The 18,114-nt window shown below is 63.8% G+C and carries 17 protein-coding genes; 10 read left to right on the top strand and 7 right to left on the bottom strand.

What is annotated here, in order from left to right; genetic code table 11:
* Nucleotides 1-45 precede the first annotated feature (45 nt).
* Entirely contained in the window at nucleotides 46-798 is a 753-nt protein-coding gene (locus NKH90_RS07140; protein ID WP_023675240.1) for an SDR family NAD(P)-dependent oxidoreductase, read from the top strand.
* 113 nt (nucleotides 799-911) lie between these two features.
* Here the strand turns inward: NKH90_RS07140 and NKH90_RS07135 are convergent, their stop codons facing one another.
* Nucleotides 912-2,684 carry a cation:proton antiporter domain-containing protein gene (locus tag NKH90_RS07135; RefSeq protein ID WP_352818328.1) on the bottom strand — a complete coding sequence of 591 codons (1,773 nt, stop codon included), beginning with the start codon at nucleotides 2,682-2,684 and terminating at the stop codon, nucleotides 912-914.
* A 452-nt stretch (nucleotides 2,685-3,136) separates the two neighbouring features.
* Here NKH90_RS07135 and NKH90_RS07130 point away from each other — a divergent pair, with 452 nt between their 5' ends.
* Nucleotides 3,137-3,634, top strand: coding sequence for a GNAT family N-acetyltransferase (locus NKH90_RS07130; protein WP_352818324.1), 498 nt, complete (start codon nucleotides 3,137-3,139; stop codon nucleotides 3,632-3,634).
* 272 nt (nucleotides 3,635-3,906) lie between these two features.
* On the opposite strand, the gene NKH90_RS07125 is transcribed toward NKH90_RS07130, so the two are convergent.
* The gene (locus NKH90_RS07125; RefSeq protein ID WP_352448343.1) at nucleotides 3,907-4,356 is read right to left on the bottom strand and encodes a baeRF12 domain-containing protein; all 450 of its coding nucleotides are present in this window, start codon (nucleotides 4,354-4,356) and stop codon (nucleotides 3,907-3,909) included.
* A gap of 440 nt (nucleotides 4,357-4,796) precedes the next feature.
* On the opposite strand from NKH90_RS07125, the gene cysG reads away from it, so the two are divergent.
* The 6 genes from cysG (at nucleotide 4,797) to NKH90_RS07095 (ending at nucleotide 10,521) form a co-directional block, all read left to right on the top strand.
* Nucleotides 4,797-6,248, top strand: coding sequence for a siroheme synthase CysG (gene cysG, locus NKH90_RS07120; protein ID WP_352469416.1), 1,452 nt, complete (start codon nucleotides 4,797-4,799; stop codon nucleotides 6,246-6,248).
* The gene (locus NKH90_RS07115; protein ID WP_352469417.1) at nucleotides 6,245-6,550 is read left to right on the top strand and encodes a DUF2849 domain-containing protein; all 306 of its coding nucleotides are present in this window, start codon (nucleotides 6,245-6,247) and stop codon (nucleotides 6,548-6,550) included. The genes cysG and NKH90_RS07115 overlap by 4 nt, the downstream gene beginning before the upstream one ends.
* 73 nt (nucleotides 6,551-6,623) lie before the next feature.
* Entirely contained in the window at nucleotides 6,624-8,294 is a 1,671-nt protein-coding gene (locus NKH90_RS07110) for a nitrite/sulfite reductase (RefSeq protein ID WP_352469418.1), read from the top strand.
* The gene (locus NKH90_RS07105) at nucleotides 8,269-9,033 is read left to right on the top strand and encodes a phosphoadenylyl-sulfate reductase (RefSeq protein WP_352448339.1); all 765 of its coding nucleotides are present in this window, start codon (nucleotides 8,269-8,271) and stop codon (nucleotides 9,031-9,033) included. Before NKH90_RS07110 ends, NKH90_RS07105 begins: the two co-directional genes overlap by 26 nt.
* A gap of 193 nt (nucleotides 9,034-9,226) precedes the next feature.
* Complete coding sequence (locus tag NKH90_RS07100) at nucleotides 9,227-9,763, top strand: DUF934 domain-containing protein (protein WP_352539420.1); 537 nt, start codon at nucleotides 9,227-9,229, stop codon at nucleotides 9,761-9,763.
* Between the two features lie 137 nt (nucleotides 9,764-9,900).
* Nucleotides 9,901-10,521 carry a DJ-1/PfpI family protein gene (locus NKH90_RS07095; RefSeq protein ID WP_352502643.1) on the top strand — a complete coding sequence of 207 codons (621 nt, stop codon included), beginning with the start codon at nucleotides 9,901-9,903 and terminating at the stop codon, nucleotides 10,519-10,521.
* Nucleotides 10,522-10,668: 147 nt separating this feature from the next.
* Here NKH90_RS07095 and NKH90_RS07090 read toward each other — a convergent pair whose 3' ends face one another.
* Both NKH90_RS07090 and NKH90_RS07085 read right to left on the bottom strand, forming a co-directional pair.
* On the bottom strand, nucleotides 10,669-11,691 hold the full coding sequence (locus NKH90_RS07090) for a fatty acid desaturase (RefSeq protein WP_352818319.1): 1,023 nt from the start codon (nucleotides 11,689-11,691) through the stop codon (nucleotides 10,669-10,671).
* 126 nt (nucleotides 11,692-11,817) lie between these two features.
* A complete protein-coding gene (locus tag NKH90_RS07085; RefSeq protein ID WP_023675249.1) occupies nucleotides 11,818-12,021 on the bottom strand; it encodes a hypothetical protein in 204 nt (67 codons plus the stop codon).
* 236 nt (nucleotides 12,022-12,257) lie between these two features.
* Here NKH90_RS07085 and grpE point away from each other — a divergent pair, with 236 nt between their 5' ends.
* Nucleotides 12,258-12,893 carry a nucleotide exchange factor GrpE gene (gene grpE / locus NKH90_RS07080; protein ID WP_023675250.1) on the top strand — a complete coding sequence of 212 codons (636 nt, stop codon included), beginning with the start codon at nucleotides 12,258-12,260 and terminating at the stop codon, nucleotides 12,891-12,893.
* A 149-nt stretch (nucleotides 12,894-13,042) separates the two neighbouring features.
* Nucleotides 13,043-13,675, top strand: coding sequence for a trimeric intracellular cation channel family protein (locus NKH90_RS07075; protein WP_352448334.1), 633 nt, complete (start codon nucleotides 13,043-13,045; stop codon nucleotides 13,673-13,675).
* A gap of 9 nt (nucleotides 13,676-13,684) precedes the next feature.
* Here NKH90_RS07075 and olsB read toward each other — a convergent pair whose 3' ends face one another.
* From olsB to acuI, 3 genes are all read right to left on the bottom strand, one after another.
* Nucleotides 13,685-14,560, bottom strand: coding sequence for a l-ornithine N(alpha)-acyltransferase (olsB, locus tag NKH90_RS07070; protein ID WP_023675251.1), 876 nt, complete (start codon nucleotides 14,558-14,560; stop codon nucleotides 13,685-13,687).
* A gap of 149 nt (nucleotides 14,561-14,709) precedes the next feature.
* Nucleotides 14,710-16,998: a PAS domain-containing hybrid sensor histidine kinase/response regulator gene (locus NKH90_RS07065; protein WP_352818315.1), complete on the bottom strand. Its 2,289-nt coding sequence runs from the start codon at nucleotides 16,996-16,998 to the stop codon at nucleotides 14,710-14,712.
* Between the two features lie 87 nt (nucleotides 16,999-17,085).
* On the bottom strand, nucleotides 17,086-18,075 hold the full coding sequence (acuI, locus tag NKH90_RS07060; protein WP_352469422.1) for an acrylyl-CoA reductase (NADPH): 990 nt from the start codon (nucleotides 18,073-18,075) through the stop codon (nucleotides 17,086-17,088).
* Between the last annotated feature and the right edge of the window lie 39 nt (nucleotides 18,076-18,114).

Raw genomic sequence — 18,114 nt, 5'->3', positions numbered from 1 at the left:
CCACCGCTGCCGCGTTCCGCTACATCTCCCGTTTGGAGACCGCGAATGGCAGAGACCGACACCAGAAAGACCATTGTGCTGACCGGCGCCAGCCGTGGCATCGGCCACGCCACGGTCAAGCGCTTTTCACGCGAAGGCTGGCGCGTCATCACCTGCTCGCGCCAGGCCTTTGCCGAGGACTGCCCGTGGCCGGCCGGCCCGGAAGACCATATCAAGGTCGACCTCGCCGACCAGGAGGATGTCGGCATCGCCATCTCCGAGATCCGCCACCGGCTCGAGGCGCATGGCGGGCAGCTGCATGCGCTGGTCAACAATGCCGGCATCTCGCCGAAGCTCAAGGACGGCAACAGCCGCATGAACTCGATCGACACGCCGATGCATGTCTGGCGCGACGTCTTCCAGGTGAATTTCTTTGCCCCGATCATGCTGGCACGGGGATTGTTCAAGGAGCTGGCATCGGCCAAGGGCTCCATCGTCAACGTCACCTCGATTGCCGGCACCCGCGTGCATCCTTTCGCCGGCACCGCCTATGCGACGTCGAAGGCGGCACTCGGCTCGCTGACCCGCGAGATGGCGCATGATTTCGGCCCGCACGGCATTCGCGTCAACGCCATTGCGCCGGGCGAGATCGACACCGCGATCCTGTCGCCGGGCACGGAAAAAATCGTCGAGACCATTCCGCTGAGAAGGCTGGGCACCACGGCGGAAGTTGCCGACATCATCTTCTTCCTGTGCTCGCAGCAGGCGTCCTACGTGACCGGCTCGGAAATCCACATCAATGGCGGCCAGCACGTTTGAGCTGTTGGTTTTGATCAATCGTTGACGCTGCCCCTCATCCCCCTGCCGGGACCTTCTCCCGTGAAGAACGGGGAGAAGGGGCTTGACCGCAACGCTGGCGGGGCAGCGCAGGCTTAGGCTGCCGTGGGCGCTTTCGGTGCTGCCGTCACCACCTCGACGATTCCGCGGGCGATCTCGCGTTCGCCCATGATGACGGTGTCGGCACCAAGGTTTTTGAGGTGCTCGACCTCGGCATCGGAATGGGCGCGGGCGATGATTTCGATTGCCGGATTGGCGGCGCGGGCGCGCAGCACGACCTGCCCGGCCTCGAAGGCGTTGGGAATGGCCAGGATCAGCCGCTTCGCGCCCGCGGGATTGGATGCGGCGAACACGTCGCCACTCGCCGCGTTGCCGGGTACGGTTTCGACGCCTTCGGCCTTGAGTTTCGCCAACGTCTTGTCGGCATCCTCGATGACGAGGAAGGGCAGGGCGGCCTGCTTCAGCGATGTACCGACAAGGCTGCCGACGCGGCCGTAGCCGATCAGGATGGTGTGGCCGGTCAGCCTCGTCCTGGGCGGTGGGCCATCCTCGTTAGCAGGCGCCGCGACCGAAGCCACCTGGCCGGGCTCGGTCGCCGGGCCGATCGGCCTTGCTTCGCCGGACGGCGCCGTCCTGCCGGCGCGTGCTTCCAGCCAGGGTTTCATCCGGTCGACGGCAAGAAACATCAGCGGATTGAGGACGATCGACAGGATGGCGCCGGCGAGGATGAGGTCGCGGCCTTGTTCGGGCAGCAGTTTCAGCCCGACGCCGAGTTCAGCCAGGATGAACGAGAATTCGCCGATCTGGGCTAGGCTTGCCGAAATCATCAATGCGGTTGCGACCGGATAGCGGAAGACGACGACGATAACAAAGGCTGCCAGCGACTTGCCGACAACGATGATGGCCAGCGTCGCCAGGATCGGCCAGCCATTGCTGATCACGCTGAACGGGTCGAACAGCATGCCGACCGAAACGAAGAACAGCACGGAAAAGGCGTCGCGCAGCGGCAGCGATTCCTCAGCCGCCCGGTGGCTGAGCTCGGATTCGCTCATGATCATGCCGGCGAAGAAAGCGCCAAGAGCCAGTGACACGCCGAACAGCTTGGCCGCGCCGAAGGCGACGCCAAGCGCAATCGCAAGCACCGCCAACCGGAACAGTTCGCGCGATCCGGTATGGGCGACGTAGTGCAGGACCCAGGGGATAAGCCGGCGGCCGACCACCAGCATGACCAAGACAAAGGCCGCGACCTTGGCCAGTGTGACGGCGACGACGCCCCAGACGCCGTAGCTCGCCGGCAGCGACAGCAGACCGCTGGAGTGCACCTCCACCTGCTCTTGGCCGCCGAGCACGCCGGCCAATGCCGGCAAAAGCACCAGCGCCAGCACCATCGCCAGATCCTCGACGATCAGCCAGCCGACGGCGATGCGGCCGCGCTCGGTCTCGATCAGCCGCCGCTCCTGCAGGGCGCGCAACAGCACCACGGTCGAGGCCACGGAAAGCGCCAGGCCAAAGACCAGTCCCGCGCCCATCGACCAGCCGAGCATCCAGGCAAGGCCGGCGCCGAGGGCTGTCGCGAAGCCGATCTGCACAATGGCGCCGGGCACGGCGATGGCGCGGACCGACAACAGGTCCTTCAGCGAGAAATGCAGGCCGACGCCGAACATCAGCAGGATGACGCCGATCTCGGCAAGTTCATTGGCGAGGCCGGCATCGGCGACGAAACCCGGCGTGTTCGGTCCAACCAGAACGCCGGCGACGAGGTAGCCTACCAGCGGCGGCACGCGAAAACGGTTGGCAAGTGCGCCGAAGACGAAAGCCAGCCCCAGACCGGCGACGATGGTGGCGATAAGGGGCGTGTCATGCGGCATTGTCTATGGAGCGCCTTCAGGAATCGCGATGTCGGATATGCGCCGTCCAATGGCCGCCGCCTTGGCAGTATGGAGGCTGGGACAGTCGCGAGACAACCCGCAATCCCCATGAAATCGATGGCAAGGCGGCAAAAAGGCGTTGAGCCGGCAAGATTTGCCGCTACGGCGCGCGTGCTCCAGGCAGGCGATTGATACGGAAAAGGGCTTATCCCGTTCGCACAGGCAGATGCTGCTAATTGTGCATTTATAGAACTGGGATTCATCCGTTTAGCAGACCGAAGCGGACCTCGGATGGAAGATGGGTGCGACGCATCAGGCGCGATTCGCCAATCCGTGTCCTGTCAGATCGTGGCAGCCTCCTACTGCGCCACAGACGTTTTTGAAGCCGGGCGCTTGCGGATGAGACAATCTTCGACAAAGACCTCGGGAACCCGGAGAGCCTTGGAGGAAGTATGGTTAAAATCGCCAATACAGCCGCAGAGCACATTGAGAGTTTCCATGCGGCTCTCGACGTGGTCGCGCGGGAGAGAAAATACCTGACCATGCTGGAAGCGTTCCCGCTTCCTGAGACACGCGATTTCGTTTTGAACATGATTAAGCAGCGAAACCCGCATATCGTAGCGACGGAAGGAGACCGTGTTGTGGGATGGTGCGACATCACCCGCCATTTCTTTCCATCCCACGCTCATCGCGGAAGTTTAGCGATGGGAATCATACCCGATTATCGTGGACAAGGATTGGGCCGTCGCCTTATCACCGCCGCCTTGGAAAAGGCTCGGCAAGAAAACTTCGTTCGCGTTGAACTCTCGGTGCACGCCGATAATAGCCGGGCCATAACGCTGTATGAAAAAACTGGTTTTGTTACGGAGGGTGTCCTCAGGCGTGGCGTTTGCATTGATGGTCGCTATTTTGACACCATCTGCATGGCCGTGATGCTCGACGGTCAATGACGATGCTGGCGCATCCCGACCGACGTTTTGTCGCCGTGATCCTGCTAATTAACTTCGGATGTTTTCCGTCGGCGCCAGATCAGCTTTGAACGCTGGCGACCCCCTCTCCCCGTCCTTCACGGGGTCCGGAGGGCGGGCGAGACAAGCGGCTCGCCCAGGAATGGGTAAGGGTGAGGGGAGCGCAAACCTGATGCGGTTGTCCTCGCCTGCCCCAGCCTGGGACCTGCCCCAGCCTAGGATTAGTAAGGAAATTACACGCCGCCGATGCCCGATCAGGTCGCCTGCAGCAGGCTCTCGATATCGGGTATGCTGTGGTTGGTCAGCGTCTTTGGAATTTCGGCCGTTATCTTGTCGGTGACCTCCTTGTGCAGCTTCCTGCGCATGTCGCCCAGCACCGGCGGCGGCGCGATCAGCACGATCTCCTTGAAGCTGCCGCGATGCGCGAGCTTGTAGAGCCTGTCGGCAATCTCTTCGGCAAAACGCTCCTTGCCGAGACGGTGCCAGTCGGTGTCCTCGACCGCACTGCGGTGGACGGAAGGGCCGTCGCTGTAGCGGCCGGGGCGGTCCGTGCCTTGTTCTCGGGTTGCCGGATTTTCCTGCTCCATCTCGTGCACGACCTGAAGGTCGGGATATTGGACGTCTCCACGGTTCTCGAGGAACAGCGCCTTTTCGCCATCTGCCACCACGATCCATAGTCCGCGTTTCAGTCTGACGTTGCTCATGGGGCGCTCCTTTTTTGATTTTTCGAGCCCATCGCCGGGCCTTTGCCGCAGGGGTGTGACCGGGCCTGGGTCCATAGAGCAAACGCGTGCCGAGGCGGGAATGGTCCGGCACTCGGACCCGGTGCTCCGACAGGGGTCGGCGAGAGTGCGGGGCTGCCGTCGATCGCTTGGTCAGGATCCGGCGGCTTAATCTACTAAATTGATAGAATTTAGAAAAATCTGTTTTGTGGTTAGCTCCTCCGGCCGCTAAAAAGGCAGCGGATCAAGGGCTGCAACAGCAGCTTCAATCTGCCCCGCATTTGAATTTGGAATATTTTTCTCTTGGCCTTCATGCTTGCAGAAAAGAGATTGCCTGCTACGAAGCGATGCGCGAGTGGGTGCCTTCTGGTTTTTCGCGCCCCCGCGTAGAACTGACAAACGGTTCCAGGATTCCGCTCGTCATGCCGCAAGCCACGCCCAAGCTCAATGCCTTTCCCGTCTTCATGCGGGTCGAGGGCGAAGCCATAGCCATCGTCGGCGGTGCAGAGGAAGCGCTGGCCAAGGCGCGGCTGCTCGCGCAGTCGAGTGCTGTGCTGCGCATCGTCAGCGATGAAACAAGCCCGGAGCTGCTGGCCTTTATCGCCGAGACGGGGGCCGCCCACATCGCCGACGCCTATGATGCAGCACATCTCAATGGTGCGGTGATGGTGTTTGCCGCCAGCGGCGACGAGGCGCTCGATCGCCGCGTTGCCGGGGATGCGCGCCGGCTGGGCATTCCGGTCAATGCCGTCGACCGGCCGGAGCTATGCGATTTCTTCACGCCGGCACTGGTCAACCGCGCGCCGGTCGCCATTGCCATCGGCACGGAAGGTGCCGGCCCGGTGCTGGCGCAGATGCTGCGCAGCCGCATCGACCGCATGCTGGCGCCCTCGCTCGGGCCGCTCGCGGCGCTCGCCGCATCGTTTCGCGACACCGCCGAAAGACTGCTGCCGAAGGGCAATGCCCGCCGCCGCTTCTGGAGCGATTTCTTTGGCGGCGCGCCGGCCCGCGCTGTCGAGGCAGGCGAGCTTTCGCAGGCGCATGATGCGGCCGTCGGCCTGCTGCTTTCGACAGAACCGGCATCGGGCCATATCGCGCTTGTAGGCGCCGGTCCAGGCGCCGAGGACCTTTTGACGCTGCGCGCCCATCGCCTGCTGATGGAAGCCGACGTGATCGTCCATGACGCGCTGGTGCCGGAGGCGATCGTCGCAATGGGCCGTCGCGATGCCGAGCGCCTGCCGGTCGGCAAGCGCAAGGGCTGCCATTCCAAGAGCCAGGCCGAGATCAATGCGCTGCTGGTCGAGCTTGGCCACGCCGGCAAGCGTGTCGTGCGGCTGAAGTCCGGCGACCCGCTGGTGTTCGGCCGGGCCGGCGAGGAGATGGCGGCACTTCGCGATGCCGGCGTCGCCTACGAAGTGGTTCCGGGCGTCACCGCGGCCTTCGCCGCCGCCGCCGATTTCGAACTGCCGCTGACGCTGCGCGGCGTGTCGTCGTCGATGGTGTTCACCACCGGCCATGATCTCAAGGGAAATTCGCTGCCCGACTGGGCAAAGCTCGCCATTTCCGGCGCGACGGTCGCCGTCTATATGGGCCGCTCGGTCGCCGCCGAGGTCGCCGGCCGGCTGATCGAAGCCGGCCTGTCGCCGGATACGGCCGTCGCCGTGGTCGAGAATGCCAGCCTTGCCAACCGCCGCCGTTTCCACGGCACGCTCGCCGACCTGCCGTCGCTGGAGGCGCGCGCCGACCTCAGCGGCCCGGTGATGACCATCATCGGCGACGCGGTCGCCGGGGCCAATTTCGAACGGTCCGAGCCGCTGGCGGCACACAGGCAGGAAAGCGTGGCGAGTGCTGCCGCGCAAGGAGTGAGCCAATGAAAGTCCTGACCGCGAACCGCCTCGCCGACGGCATAGCCGTCTGGTACGCCAATGGCGGCTGGGCCGAGATCATCGACCATGCCGACATCGCCCATGACAAGGCGGCCGAGGACCGGCTGGAGGCAATCGGCGCCAAGGCCTCCGCCAACAACGAAGTGGTCGACGTCAACCTGATAGACGTGACCGTGGCCAACGGCACGGTCGAAGCGGTCCGGCTGCGTGAAAAGATCCGTGCCGCCGGCCCGACCACCCGCAACGACCTGGGCAAGCAGGCCCGTCCGCAAGCTGCACGCGCGGCATAGATGACACAAGCATGATCCCGATCATGCTCGAACGAAGAAAATAACGGGCGGACGCGCCCGGAAAGACCTGAATATGTACCGTTACGATGAGTTCGACCACGATTTCGTCAAGGCCCGCGTCGCCGAGTTCAGCGACCAGGTCGCGCGGCGCCTTGCCGGCGAGATCACCGAGGACCAGTTCCGGCCGCTGCGGCTGATGAACGGCGTCTATCTGCAACTGCATGCCTATATGCTGCGCATCGCGGTGCCCTACGGCACGCTGAACAGCAAGCAGCTGCGCATGCTTGGCCACATCGCCCGCAAATACGACAAGGGTTACGGCCATTTCACGACGCGCCAGAACATCCAGTTCAACTGGCCGGCGCTGTCGGACATCCCGGCGATCCTGGCGGATCTGGCAAGCGTCGAGATGCACGCCATCCAGACCAGCGGCAATTGCATTCGCAACGTCACCGCCGACCACTTCGCCGGCGCAGCCGCCGACGAGGTTGCCGATCCGCGCCCCTATGCCGAAATCCTGCGGCAATGGTCCTCGGTGCATCCGGAGTTCTCGTTCCTGCCGCGAAAATTCAAGATCGCGGTGACCGGCGCCGAGCGCGACCGCGCCGCCATCCAGACGCACGACATCGGCCTGCACCTGAAGAAGAACGCCGCCGGCGAGCTCGGTTTCGCCGTCTATGTCGGCGGCGGCCAAGGCCGCACGCCGATGGTCGCCAAGAAGATCCGCGATTTCCTGCCCGAAGCGGATCTGTTGTCCTACTGCACGGCGATCCTTCGCGTTTACAACCTCTACGGCCGGCGCGACAACAAGTTCAAGGCGCGCATCAAGATCCTGGTCCATGAGACCGGCGTCGAGGAGATCACCCGCCAGGTCGAGGCCGAATGGCAGGAGTTGAAGGACGCCGAGCTGAGGCTGCCGGAAGAAGACATCCGCGCCATCGATGCCTATTTCGCGCCGCCTCCACTTGTCGACCGGCCGGAAGGCGACGAGGCGGTCAAGCTTGCCCGTCTCGACTCCAAGAGCTTTTCCGAATGGCTGGATCAGAATGTGGTCACCCATCGCCATCCCGACTACGCGGCGGTGACCATCTCGCTCAAGGGCATCGGCGAGACGCCGGGCGATGCCTCCGACAGCCAGATGGAAGCGGTCGCCGACATTGCCGAAAAATATTCATTCGACGAGCTGCGCGTCAGCCACGAGCAGAACCTGATCCTGCCGCATGTGGCGCGTGCCGACCTCAAGGCGGTCTATGACGCGCTTGTCGATATCGGGCTGGCGACGGCCAATTCCAACCTGATCAGCGACATCATCTCCTGCCCCGGCCTCGACTATTGCGCGCTGGCAACGGCGCGTTCCATTCCCGTGGCGCAGGAAATCTCGCGGCGCTTTGCTTCGCTGGAGCGCCAGCGCGACATCGGCGAATTGAAGCTGAAGATTTCCGGCTGCATCAATGCCTGCGGCCATCACCATGTCGGCCATATCGGCATCCTCGGGGTCGAGAAGAAAGGCGCCGAGCTCTACCAGGTGACGCTCGGCGGCTCGGCCGACGAGAACACCTCGGTCGGCGAGATCATCGGCCGCGGCTTCAGTTCGGAAGAGATCACCGATGCCATCGAGCAGATCGTCGAGACCTATCTCGGGCTTCGGCTGGACAGAAACGAAAGATTCATCGACGCCTACCGCCGAGTCGGTCCCGCGCCGTTCAAGGAGGCGCTCTATGCTGGCGAAGCCAAGGCCGCTTGACCGTATCGTCGACGTCGAGGCCGGCATCGCCGCCCAAGCGGCGGGTCTCGACGCGCTCTACGGCCATCTGAAGCCGCTGGAGATCATCGAGCGGTCGACCCGGGAGTTCTTTCACGGCGAAATCGCCGCCGTCTCGTCCTTCGGCGCGGATTCGGCGGTGCTGCTGCACATGATCGCCGAGATCGACCGGACGCTGCCGGTGATCTTTCTCGACACCGGCAAGCATTTCGAGGAGACGCTCGGCTATCGTGACGCGCTGGCCGCCGATTTCGGGCTGAGCGATATCCGGGTGATCAGGCCCGACGATGCGGCGCTGGCAAGGATCGACCCGACCGGCAATCTGAACGAGACCGACACCGACGCCTGCTGCGACGTCCGCAAGGTCGAGCCGCTGGCGCGCGGCGTCGAGCCGTTCCGCGCCTGGTTCACCGGCCGCAAGCGCTTCCAGGCGGCGACCCGGGCAGCACTCCCGGTGTTCGAGGCGGTCGGCTCGCGCATCCGCATCAATCCGCTGGCGCACTGGACGACATCGGACCAGGCCGGCTACATGCGCGCACATGCGCTGCGTGAAAACCCGCTGGTCGCCTATGGCTATCTGTCGATCGGCTGTTTCCCATGCACGCAGCCGGTGCAACCGGGCGACGATGCGCGCAGCGGCCGCTGGGCCGGGCACGCCAAGACCGAATGCGGCATCCACTTGTCGGGGCTGGAAAGGTCGCTGACCGACGCCTCGCTTTAGGGTATATTGATATTCAGCCGGCCTGCAAACGGCGGCTTCCTGCGCTTCCGGCGCTCACGTACCCAAAGTACGCTCAGCTCCGGTTCTCGGAGGCCACACAGTTTGGTCGCTTCGCGCCCGCCTTCGGTTCCGGCTCGGCCTGACCTGAATCTCACGGTGCACTTTAGAATCTTTGGACTTGGGAATTTTCTTGATGAGCGATTTGATAGCCGAAAACGCCATGCGGCTGTGGACACCGGATGGGTTCCGCGAGGACGAGTGGGTTCATGCCGAAAGCGCCGAGGCGCTGGTCGGCAATGGCCGTTTCATCCTGCCGTTGCAGGCGTTTCTCGGCCTCGATCCGGAGGTGCGGCGGTCGGCGAAGGAGCGCATCGGTGTGCTGCTGCAGCCCGGCGATCAGCTCGAGAAGATCGCAGGCCTGCTCGATCAGCTGTCGCTGGTGGCGCTGGCGTTTCCGGCGTTCAATGACGGCCGCTCGTTCTCCAAGGGCGAATTGCTGCGCAGCCGTTATCATTTTGCAGGCGCTATGCGCGCCACCGGGCAGGTGCTGATCGATCAGTTGCCGCATATGCTGCGCGTCGGCTTCGATGAATTCGAGGTATCGCACCCGGTGCTGCTGAAGCGGCTCGAGCAAGGCCGCACCGGCGGACTGCCGCTGTTCTATCAGCCGGCGGTGAAGCCGGAGGCCAAAGGCCCGAAATATTCCTGGCGGCGGGTGCGCGCCGGCTGATCCGCTCCAGAGGGCCAGAAGCCCTATCTGGTCGGACCACATTCCCGATTCAGCCTTTTATTTTGCGCCTCTCCGCCTTAGGATAGGCCCATTATTTCGCGATCCGAATAAATGTGGCCACAAGGGAGGAACCGGGTATGGCTGGCAAGAAGATATTGATGCTCGTTGGCGAGTTCAGCGAGGAGTACGAGATTTTCGTCTTTGAACAGGCCATGCATGCGGTGGGCCACACCGTCCATGTCGTTTGCCCCGACAAGAAGGCCGGCGATATCCTGAAGACCTCGCTGCACGACTTCGAGGGCCACCAGACCTATACGGAAAAGCTCGGCCACGACTACATCCTCAACAAGACGTTTTCCGAGGTCAATCCGGCCGACTACGATGCCGTCTACGCGGCGGGCGGGCGCGGGCCGGAATATATCCGCATCGACAAGCGCGTGCAGGCGCTGGTGCGGCATTTCCATGAGACGGGAAAACCGATCTTCACCATCTGCCACGGCGTGCAGATCCTGATCGCGGTCGATGGCGTGGTGCGCGGCAGGGAAGTCGCGGCGCTGCAATATTGCGAGCCGGAAGTCACGCTGGCCGGCGGCATCTATATCGATGTTGCGCCGACCGGCGCCCATGTCGACGGCAATCTGGTGTCGGCCAAGGGCTGGCCGGGCCTTGCCGCCTTCATGCGCGAATGCCTGAAAGTGCTGGGCACCGAGATCCGCCAGGGCGAGACCCTGATGCGCGACCAGCGCCGGGCGGCTTAAGCTCGGAATGTGGAGCCCGCCGCACCCCTAACGCATGTCGCGCAAAAGTGTCAGCGGTTTTGCGATAACGGCATGCATAAACGACAACCTAAAGCGCGTCGCATGAGGCCGGTCGAGCGCAACGCGCTTTAGGTGCGGCGGTATGCTTTACACGGCCATCCGCGCTTCGCGGAACGATACCAGCTTGCTGCGACTCTCGTCCCACAGCGCCAGCTTGACGCAGCGCAGGCTGTCGAGGAGTGTGACGCGGCCGATCTCACGCAGCTCCGGATAGTCCCTCAACACTTCCGGAAGCCGGTAGCATGGCACCTTGGCCGAGAGGTGATGCACGTGGTGGACGCCGATATTGCCGGTGATCCAGTTCAGCACCGGCGGCAGGTCGTAATAGGACGAACCGTGCAGGGCAGCGTGCTGGAATTCCCACTCGGAGTCCTTTGTCCACTCCGTCTCCTCGAACTGATGCTGGACATAAAACAGCCAGATGCCGGCCGATCCGGCGAGGATGACGATCGGCAAATGCACGACCAGGAACGCGCCTGGGCCAACGAACCAGATGAGCAGCGCGGCGATGACCGCGATGGCGAGATTGGTCGACATCGACGACACCCAGGGGGTGAAACCGCCCCGCATCATGCCCAAGGGCAGTCTCTGCTCGAAAATGAAGATCCATATCGGGCCAAGGCCAAACATCACCAGCGGATGGCGATAGAGGCGATAGGCGAGCCGGCCCCGCCATGACAGTTGCCGATATTCAGCGACGGTCAGTGTCTTGATGTCGCCGGTGCCGCGCTCGTCGAGATTGCCGGCGCTGGCGTGATGGGTTGCGTGGGCGCGGCGCCAGCAATCGTAGGGCGTCAGCGTCAGCACGCCAAGCACACGGCCGATCCAGTCGTCGGCATAGCGATTGGCAAAAAAGGAACCGTGGCCGCAATCGTGCTGGATCATGAAGATCCGCACCAGAAAGCCGGCTGCCGGAAGGATGAGGACCAGACCCCACCAATGGCCATGGGCATAGGCGGCTGAGGACAGTGCCCACAGCGTGGCGAAGGGGATGAGGGTGACGGCGAGTTCGACGGCGCTGCGACGCCTGTCGGGCTTTTTATAGCGCGACAGGATTTTCAACCAGGCGCGCTTGCTGTTTGCCACAGCTTCGGGGGAAATCATGTTCATCATGAAACATAGGCGGAGCGGCGCGCTGCCGCAAGGCGGAGATCACGCAAAGTTACTGCGGGTAAATGTCGCGCGATGGCGAGGAATTGCGGCCGCAATCGCAGGTCGCGTTGCTGGCGACGGTGTCTACCGACGGCGCCCGCCTGCGACCACCTTGGCTTCGACGCCGTCCAGGCGGTCGAGCAATTCCTTCAGACGGTCGGGAATATCGGACTCCGTGCGGAAGGCCGGTAAGGTGCGCAGAAAGCGCTTGGTCGCCTCGGTGCCGAGCTGGCGCCGGATATCGGCGGCGAGCCCGTCGCGTTTTTCGCCATTCCTGCGGGGCATCATCCAAAATCCTGTGTCGGCTTCGAAACTCTTCCAAGGGAGGAATGGTTCCCGCATTGTAGTGTCCCAGCAAGCAAAGCCGTCGGGTACGGTAAAATTTGAATTAAAATCGAAAGGTCTGCGCCGTCCGCCATCAAGCAGCGACAGCGGCTGCAGTATCGCTTGCCCCTTGATTTTTGGCCGCTAAACCTCGATATCGGGCGCAAATCCACACCATTCGAAAATGACGGGAAACGGCGATGAGCGACCAGGCAAAAGACGAACGCGCGCCCGATGAAGCCGAGAAGACCGAGGCTGCCGCGGAGCCAAGGGAAGGTGGCGTCGACGGCGACTATGAAGCGCTTGTGCGGCTTCTGAAGGAAAACGAAGAGCTGAAGGATCGCGCGCTGCGCGTCGCGGCCGACATGGAGAACTTGCGTCGCCGCACCGCCCGCGACGTCCACGACGCGCGCGCCTATGCAGTCGCCAACTTTGCCCGCGACATGCTTTCGGTGTCAGACAATCTGCGCCGTGCGCTGGATGCCATCCCGGAGGAGGCCAAGGCTTCGGGCGATGCCGGCTTCAAGGCGCTGATCGACGGCGTCGAGATCACCGAGCGCGCCATGCTGTCGGCGCTGGAACGCCACGGCGTGAAGAAGCTCGAGCCCGAGGGCGAGAAATTCGATCCGAATTTCCACCAGGCGATGTTCGAGGTGCCCAATCCCGACGTACCGGCCAACACGGTCGTGCAGGTCGTGCAGCCCGGCTATTCGATCGGCGAGCGTGTGCTGCGGCCGGCCATGGTCGGCGTCGCCAAGGGCGGCCCCAAGCATGTCGCAAGCGAAGCGCCAGTCGAGCCGGGGCCGGTCAACGAGCAGGCTGAGAAAGATGCGTGAACTGGGAATAGTGCACCGTTCGGCAGCAACCGCCACCAAAGCGTGAGGGATGATCGACCGCCCCCCAACCTGTCCGAGTTTATCTGGAGTCAATCCAGATTCGCAGGAGCCACTCGCTATTCCCCACTCGCTATTTCATTATTCACCCCATGAACCCGATCGAGCTTCTCGACTATGCCGGCGTCGCCGTCTTCGCGGCGACCGGTGCGCTGGCCGCCTCGCGCAAACAGCTCGACATTATCGGTTACCTGTTTCTGGCTAGCGTTGCCGGCATCGGGGGCGGAACGTTTCGCGACGTCATCCTCAACGTGCCCGTGTTCTGGGTGGGAAACCGCGACTATGTGCTAATCTGTGCAGCGGTGGCGGTCGTCGTCTTCTTCAGCGCACATCGTTTGGAGTCCCGCTACAAATTGCTGCTCTGGCTCGACGCCATAGGTCTTGCCGCATTTTCGGTGATGGGCGCGGCCAAGGGGCTGACGATCACCGGGTCACCTGCAGTTTCGATCGTCACCGGCATGCTCACCGCAACCCTTGGCGGCATTCTGCGCGATCTATTGACAGGCGAGCCTTCGGTGCTCCTGCGACCGGAGATCTACGTTACCGCAGCGCTTGCCGGCGCCGGCCTCTACACACTTGGCGATTTCGCCGGACTGCCGCCGCTTGCGTCGGGCCTAGCAGGTTTCATGGCGGCTTTCTGCGTACGCGGCGGCGCGCTGAAATTCGGCTGGGCCTTTCCGTCCTACAAAAGCAAGCCTGGCCGGCGTCCGGAAGATATTCCCTGATTTAAGGTGTCACGCCGCAAACCGCTGCGCTTCTCCGCCATAATAATTGACGTAGCGGGCACCGATCTCCTTGACCGGCATCACCACGAACACGTCGACCGTCGAGAATTCACGGTCGATGACGCAACCGTCGCCAATGCGCGCGCCGACGCGCAGATAGCCCTTGACCAGCGGCGGCATCGCCGCGATCGCCGCCTTGGTATTGACGGCCTCGATCGGCATCAGATCCATTGAACAATAGCGCCCGGCGACGGCACGCACGTCCCATGATGAATTCGTCCGGCAGTGGTGGGCAAGATAGGTCAGCGCCTCCGCATGTGCCGCCGGCACGGTGCCGTGGAACGACGCGCAGCCAGTCATCACACCGATGCCGTAATGGTTGATGTAGGCCCAGATGCCTTGCCACAGCGCCTCGATGGTGCGCTTCGAGCGGTATTCCGGCAGAACGCAGGAGCGGCCGAGCTCGAGGAAGCGCTGGCCGGGATGCCGCGCGATCAGCTTGGTCAGTTCGAATTCGCCTTCGGAATAGAAGCCGCCGGCGGCCGCGGCAATCTCCTGCCGCAGCAGGCGGTAGGTGCCGACGATGCGGCGATGCTCGGGGCCGGAAAGCGAAGTATCGAAGACCAGCAGATGATCGCAGAGGGGATCGAAGCGATCGGCATCGCGGCGGTCCTGCATCTGGAACAGGTCCTTCCTGGCACCAAGCTCGTCGTAGAACACCCGGTAGCGCACTTCCTGCGCGGCAGCGATCTCGGCCTCGTTGCGGGCGAGCCGCACTTCGAGATTGCCGATGCGGCCGAGCGATGCGCCTTTTATGACGGCATCGGCGTTCCGGCCGACGAGCAAAGGCCCGCTGGCGTTCGGCCGAGCATCACATTCCGGCATGACTGTATGCACGAGTGATTCTCCTTCGAGCCATCCCTCTTGGCACGGGGATACGGTGTAGGTGCAACAGGATTGTGACAGTACCGTGATACGGCTCTGCGGGCAATACTTCGTCGGCTGGGCAATCTATCAACCGTCGATGTTGTGCCTCAGGCGGCCGCTTGCCCTTCGACCGCATGAACCAGGGCATCGGGGTCGAGCGGCTTGGTGACGAAGCCGCTGGCACCGTGAGCGAGCACGGCGTGGCGGGTCTTTTCCTGGCTGTCGGCCGACAGCACCATGATCGGCACCGGCGGCACCGCGGTCTCCTCCTCATGGCGGCGGATGGCGGCGATGGCGTCCAGGCCGTCCATGACAGGCATATGCAAGTCCATCAGCACCACGTCGTAACGGTGCTTGTGGCCGGTGCTGATGACCGCCTCGACGGCGGCCTTGCCGTTGCCGACCACTTTCACGCGATGCCCGGCCTTCAGCAGCGTGGCGCGGGCCAGCATGGCGTTGATGTCGTTGTCCTCGGCTATCAGCACCGACAGGCCGTGCTGGCGGGCGCCAATGGCGTGCCCCGCCTGCGCGCCGCGCCTTTGCAGTTGCGGCTCGGCGATGACCGGCGCGTGGCTGGTCAAAAGCACGCGCAGCAATGTCTCACCGCGCACCGGCCTCGCAAGGAAGGTGGCGTAACCATTGGCACGGAACTCGCCAAGCATGCCACGGTCGGTCGGTGCGATCAGCGTCACTGCCTCGCAATCGGCAAATCCGCTCTGGCGCAGGCGCCTGAGCAGCCTGCCGTCGCTTTGCTCCATGGCAGCATCGATCAGCAGCACGTCGCAGCTCTCGGCGAAAGGGGTGGCCTGGGCGGCGGCGGTGGCCAGATCGACCGTGCCGCCATTGGCGCGAATGGTGCGGGCGAGGGCTTCGGCCTCGACCAGGTTCTTCGACACGATCACCGCATGCCGGCCCGACAGCGCGTCCTGGCGGATCTGCGGCGCCTCGACGGCGGAAATAGCGGGAATCTCGAAGACGAATTCGGACCCCTGGCCAAGCCGGCTTGACACAGAGATAGTGCCGCCCATGGCGGTCACCAGGCGCTTGGAAATGGCGAGACCGAGGCCGGCACCGCCATGCGCACGGGTCGAGGTGCCGTCAGCCTGTTCGAAATCCTCGAATATGCGCTCCATGTCCTCCTCGCGCAGACCGGGGCCGGTGTCGGTGATGGTGAAGCGGATGCGGTCGGTGGTTTCGGTGCGGACGCGGGCGATGCTTGCCAGGACGCCGCCGCTGTCGGTGAACTTGACGGCGTTGCCGATGAGATTGAGCAGCACCTGCCTGACCCTGCCGGGGTCGGCGGTGATCAGCTGCGGCACGTCGGGTTCGACATGACAGCCGAGGCCGATATCCTTGGCAAAAGCCCGCGCCGCCAAAAGCTCGATGACATTGTCGGCGATCTCGCGCACCGACATCGGTTGCGGTTCGGGATCGAAGCGGCCGGCCTCGATCTTGGAGTAGTCGAGCAGGTCCTCGATCAGCGCCAGCAGCGCGCTGGCCGAGGTCGAAATGGCGCCGACATAGGTCCGCTGCTCGGGCGAAAGGCTGGTGTCGGCGAGAAGCCGGGCCATGCCCATGATGCCGTTCATCGGCGTGCGGATCTCGTGGCTGACGGTGGCGAGGAAGCGCGATTTGGCCTGGCTCGCATATTCGGCCCGCTCGCGGGCGGTGATCAGCGAGGATTCGGCGCGCTTGCGAGCGGTGATGTCGCGGGCGATGGCGCGATGCGAAACGGCGCCGCTGTCCTTGTCGCGCACCGACAGCTCGATCCAAGAGAACCAGCGTGGGCCGTCCGGCGTGCGAATGGCGACGTCGGTGGAACTCAGGCATTCATGGTCGGAAAACGCGGCGTCGGGGACGATGCCGACATCGATGCCTAGTTCGGCCAGGGTCTTGCCGGCAAGGTCGCGCTGGTCGGTTTCGACAAGGTCGGCGAAAACCTTGTTGGCGTAGACAATGTGGCCGTCGCGGTCACGATGGACGACGAGATCGCCGAGTGCATCGATCAGCCCGCGAAAGCGCTCCTCGCTCTCCTGCATCTCCCACATGCGGTCGGCCAGCGTCTCTATTTCGGCGCGGCTGCGGGCGGTCGTGGCATCGAGCAGGGCCACCGCGCGGCGCTCGGTGCGCCTGTTGCGCAGATGCATGGCGAGCCCGGCGATGGCTGTCGCCAAAAGGCCGATAGTGATGAAGATCGGCGCCCCGGTCAGATGCGAAAAGCCTGCCAGCACGACAATGGCGACGAGCGTCAGGAAGGGCAGGCCTTCGCGGTTGGAGGCCGGCAGTTCCGGCGCCAGCGGTGGCGCGGCGACAAGCTGCCGTCCTGGCGCCGCGGGGGCCGTCCCGTCGGCCCGTTCGGCTGGTTCCGCCTCTCTGATGCCGGGTTCCGCAATCATACGGAAATCCTGCCAGACAGAGCTTATCGAAGGTTGTGGTTGATCGCTCGAATTTTACCGGTCGCGCTCTTTTTTTCCCTTGGGGGCTCACATATCCACCACCACGCGGCCGCGGATCTTACCCTCGACGATGTCATGCGCGGCGCCGATGATGCCGTCGAAGCCGATGCTCGTCGAAAGGCTGGCAAGCTTTGCGTGGTCGAGATCGGCGCCGATACGGCGCCAGGCCTCGAGGCGGACCGCCTTCGGCGCCATCACCGAATCGATGCCGAGCAGCGAGACGCCGCGCAGGATGAAGGGCGCGACGCTTGCCGGCAGGTCCATGCCGCCGGCGAGGCCGCAAGCGGCAACGGCGCCGCCATAGGAGGTCATCGATAGAACGTTGGCCAGCGTGTGGCTGCCGACCGCATCGACGCCGCCGGCCCAGCGTTCCTTGGCGAGTGGTTTTGCGGGCTGGGCAAGCTCGTCGCGTGAAATCACTTCCGCGGCGCCGAGGTCGATCAGATAGGGGCTTTCGGCAGCACGGCCGGTCGAGGCGATGACGTGATAGCCGAGGCTGGACAGGATCGAGACCGCGACCGAGCCGACGCCACCGGCAGCGCCGGTCACCGCCACCGGGCCGCGATCGGGCACGATGCCGTGGCGCTCCAGCGCGATGACGCAAAGCATGGCGGTGTAGCCGGCGGTGCCGACCGCCATCGCATCATGCGGGCTCATGCCGTCCGGCAACGGCACCAGCCAGTCGCCCTTGACGCGGGCGCGCCCTGCAAAGGCGCCGAAATGCGTCTCGCCGACGCCCCAGCCGTTCAATATGACCTTGTCACCCTTGCGCCAGTCAGGATTGGAAGACGAGATGACGGTGCCGGCGAAATCGATGCCCGGCACCAGCGGCCAGCGGCGGATCACCGGCGCCTTGCCGGTAATTGCAAGACCGTCCTTGTAGTTCACCGTCGTCGCCTCGACCGCGACGGTGACGTCGCCCTCCATCAGGTCTGCCTCGGTAAGCTCGGTCACCGCGACCGACTGGTTTTTCTCGGCGTCACGCGAAACGAGGATGGCTTTGAAGGTTTCGGGCATTTTTTCTCCTCGGGCTTGCAGATCAGAATGTGTGGCGCC

This window comes from Mesorhizobium sp. M0898, from assembly GCF_040319695.1.
Taxonomy (GTDB): Bacteria; Pseudomonadota; Alphaproteobacteria; order Rhizobiales; family Rhizobiaceae; genus Mesorhizobium.
Note: the sequence above shows the minus strand (reverse complement) of the source record. Positions and strands in the feature narration are given on the sequence as shown.

What these genes read in the sequence shown, in the direction of transcription:
- NKH90_RS07140 (WP_023675240.1), top strand. Translation starts at nt 46, where the DNA reads ATGGCAGAGACCGACACCAGAAAGACCATTGTGCTGACCGGCGCCAGC.
- NKH90_RS07115 (WP_352469417.1), top strand. Translation starts at nt 6,245, where the DNA reads ATGAAAGTCCTGACCGCGAACCGCCTCGCCGACGGCATAGCCGTCTGG.
- cysG (WP_352469416.1), top strand. Translation starts at nt 4,797, where the DNA reads ATGCCGCAAGCCACGCCCAAGCTCAATGCCTTTCCCGTCTTCATGCGG.
- NKH90_RS07135 (WP_352818328.1), bottom strand. Translation starts at nt 2,684, where the DNA reads ATGCCGCATGACACGCCCCTTATCGCCACCATCGTCGCCGGTCTGGGG.
- NKH90_RS07065 (WP_352818315.1), bottom strand. Translation starts at nt 16,998, where the DNA reads ATGATTGCGGAACCCGGCATCAGAGAGGCGGAACCAGCCGAACGGGCC.
- NKH90_RS07125 (WP_352448343.1), bottom strand. Translation starts at nt 4,356, where the DNA reads ATGAGCAACGTCAGACTGAAACGCGGACTATGGATCGTGGTGGCAGAT.
- NKH90_RS07110 (WP_352469418.1), top strand. Translation starts at nt 6,624, where the DNA reads ATGTACCGTTACGATGAGTTCGACCACGATTTCGTCAAGGCCCGCGTC.
- NKH90_RS07085 (WP_023675249.1), bottom strand. Translation starts at nt 12,021, where the DNA reads ATGATGCCCCGCAGGAATGGCGAAAAACGCGACGGGCTCGCCGCCGAT.
- NKH90_RS07105 (WP_352448339.1), top strand. Translation starts at nt 8,269, where the DNA reads ATGCTGGCGAAGCCAAGGCCGCTTGACCGTATCGTCGACGTCGAGGCC.
- NKH90_RS07100 (WP_352539420.1), top strand. Translation starts at nt 9,227, where the DNA reads ATGAGCGATTTGATAGCCGAAAACGCCATGCGGCTGTGGACACCGGAT.
- NKH90_RS07130 (WP_352818324.1), top strand. Translation starts at nt 3,137, where the DNA reads ATGGTTAAAATCGCCAATACAGCCGCAGAGCACATTGAGAGTTTCCAT.
- NKH90_RS07090 (WP_352818319.1), bottom strand. Translation starts at nt 11,691, where the DNA reads ATGAACATGATTTCCCCCGAAGCTGTGGCAAACAGCAAGCGCGCCTGG.
- grpE (WP_023675250.1), top strand. Translation starts at nt 12,258, where the DNA reads ATGAGCGACCAGGCAAAAGACGAACGCGCGCCCGATGAAGCCGAGAAG.
- acuI (WP_352469422.1), bottom strand. Translation starts at nt 18,075, where the DNA reads ATGCCCGAAACCTTCAAAGCCATCCTCGTTTCGCGTGACGCCGAGAAA.
- NKH90_RS07095 (WP_352502643.1), top strand. Translation starts at nt 9,901, where the DNA reads ATGGCTGGCAAGAAGATATTGATGCTCGTTGGCGAGTTCAGCGAGGAG.
- NKH90_RS07075 (WP_352448334.1), top strand. Translation starts at nt 13,043, where the DNA reads ATGAACCCGATCGAGCTTCTCGACTATGCCGGCGTCGCCGTCTTCGCG.
- olsB (WP_023675251.1), bottom strand. Translation starts at nt 14,560, where the DNA reads ATGCCGGAATGTGATGCTCGGCCGAACGCCAGCGGGCCTTTGCTCGTC.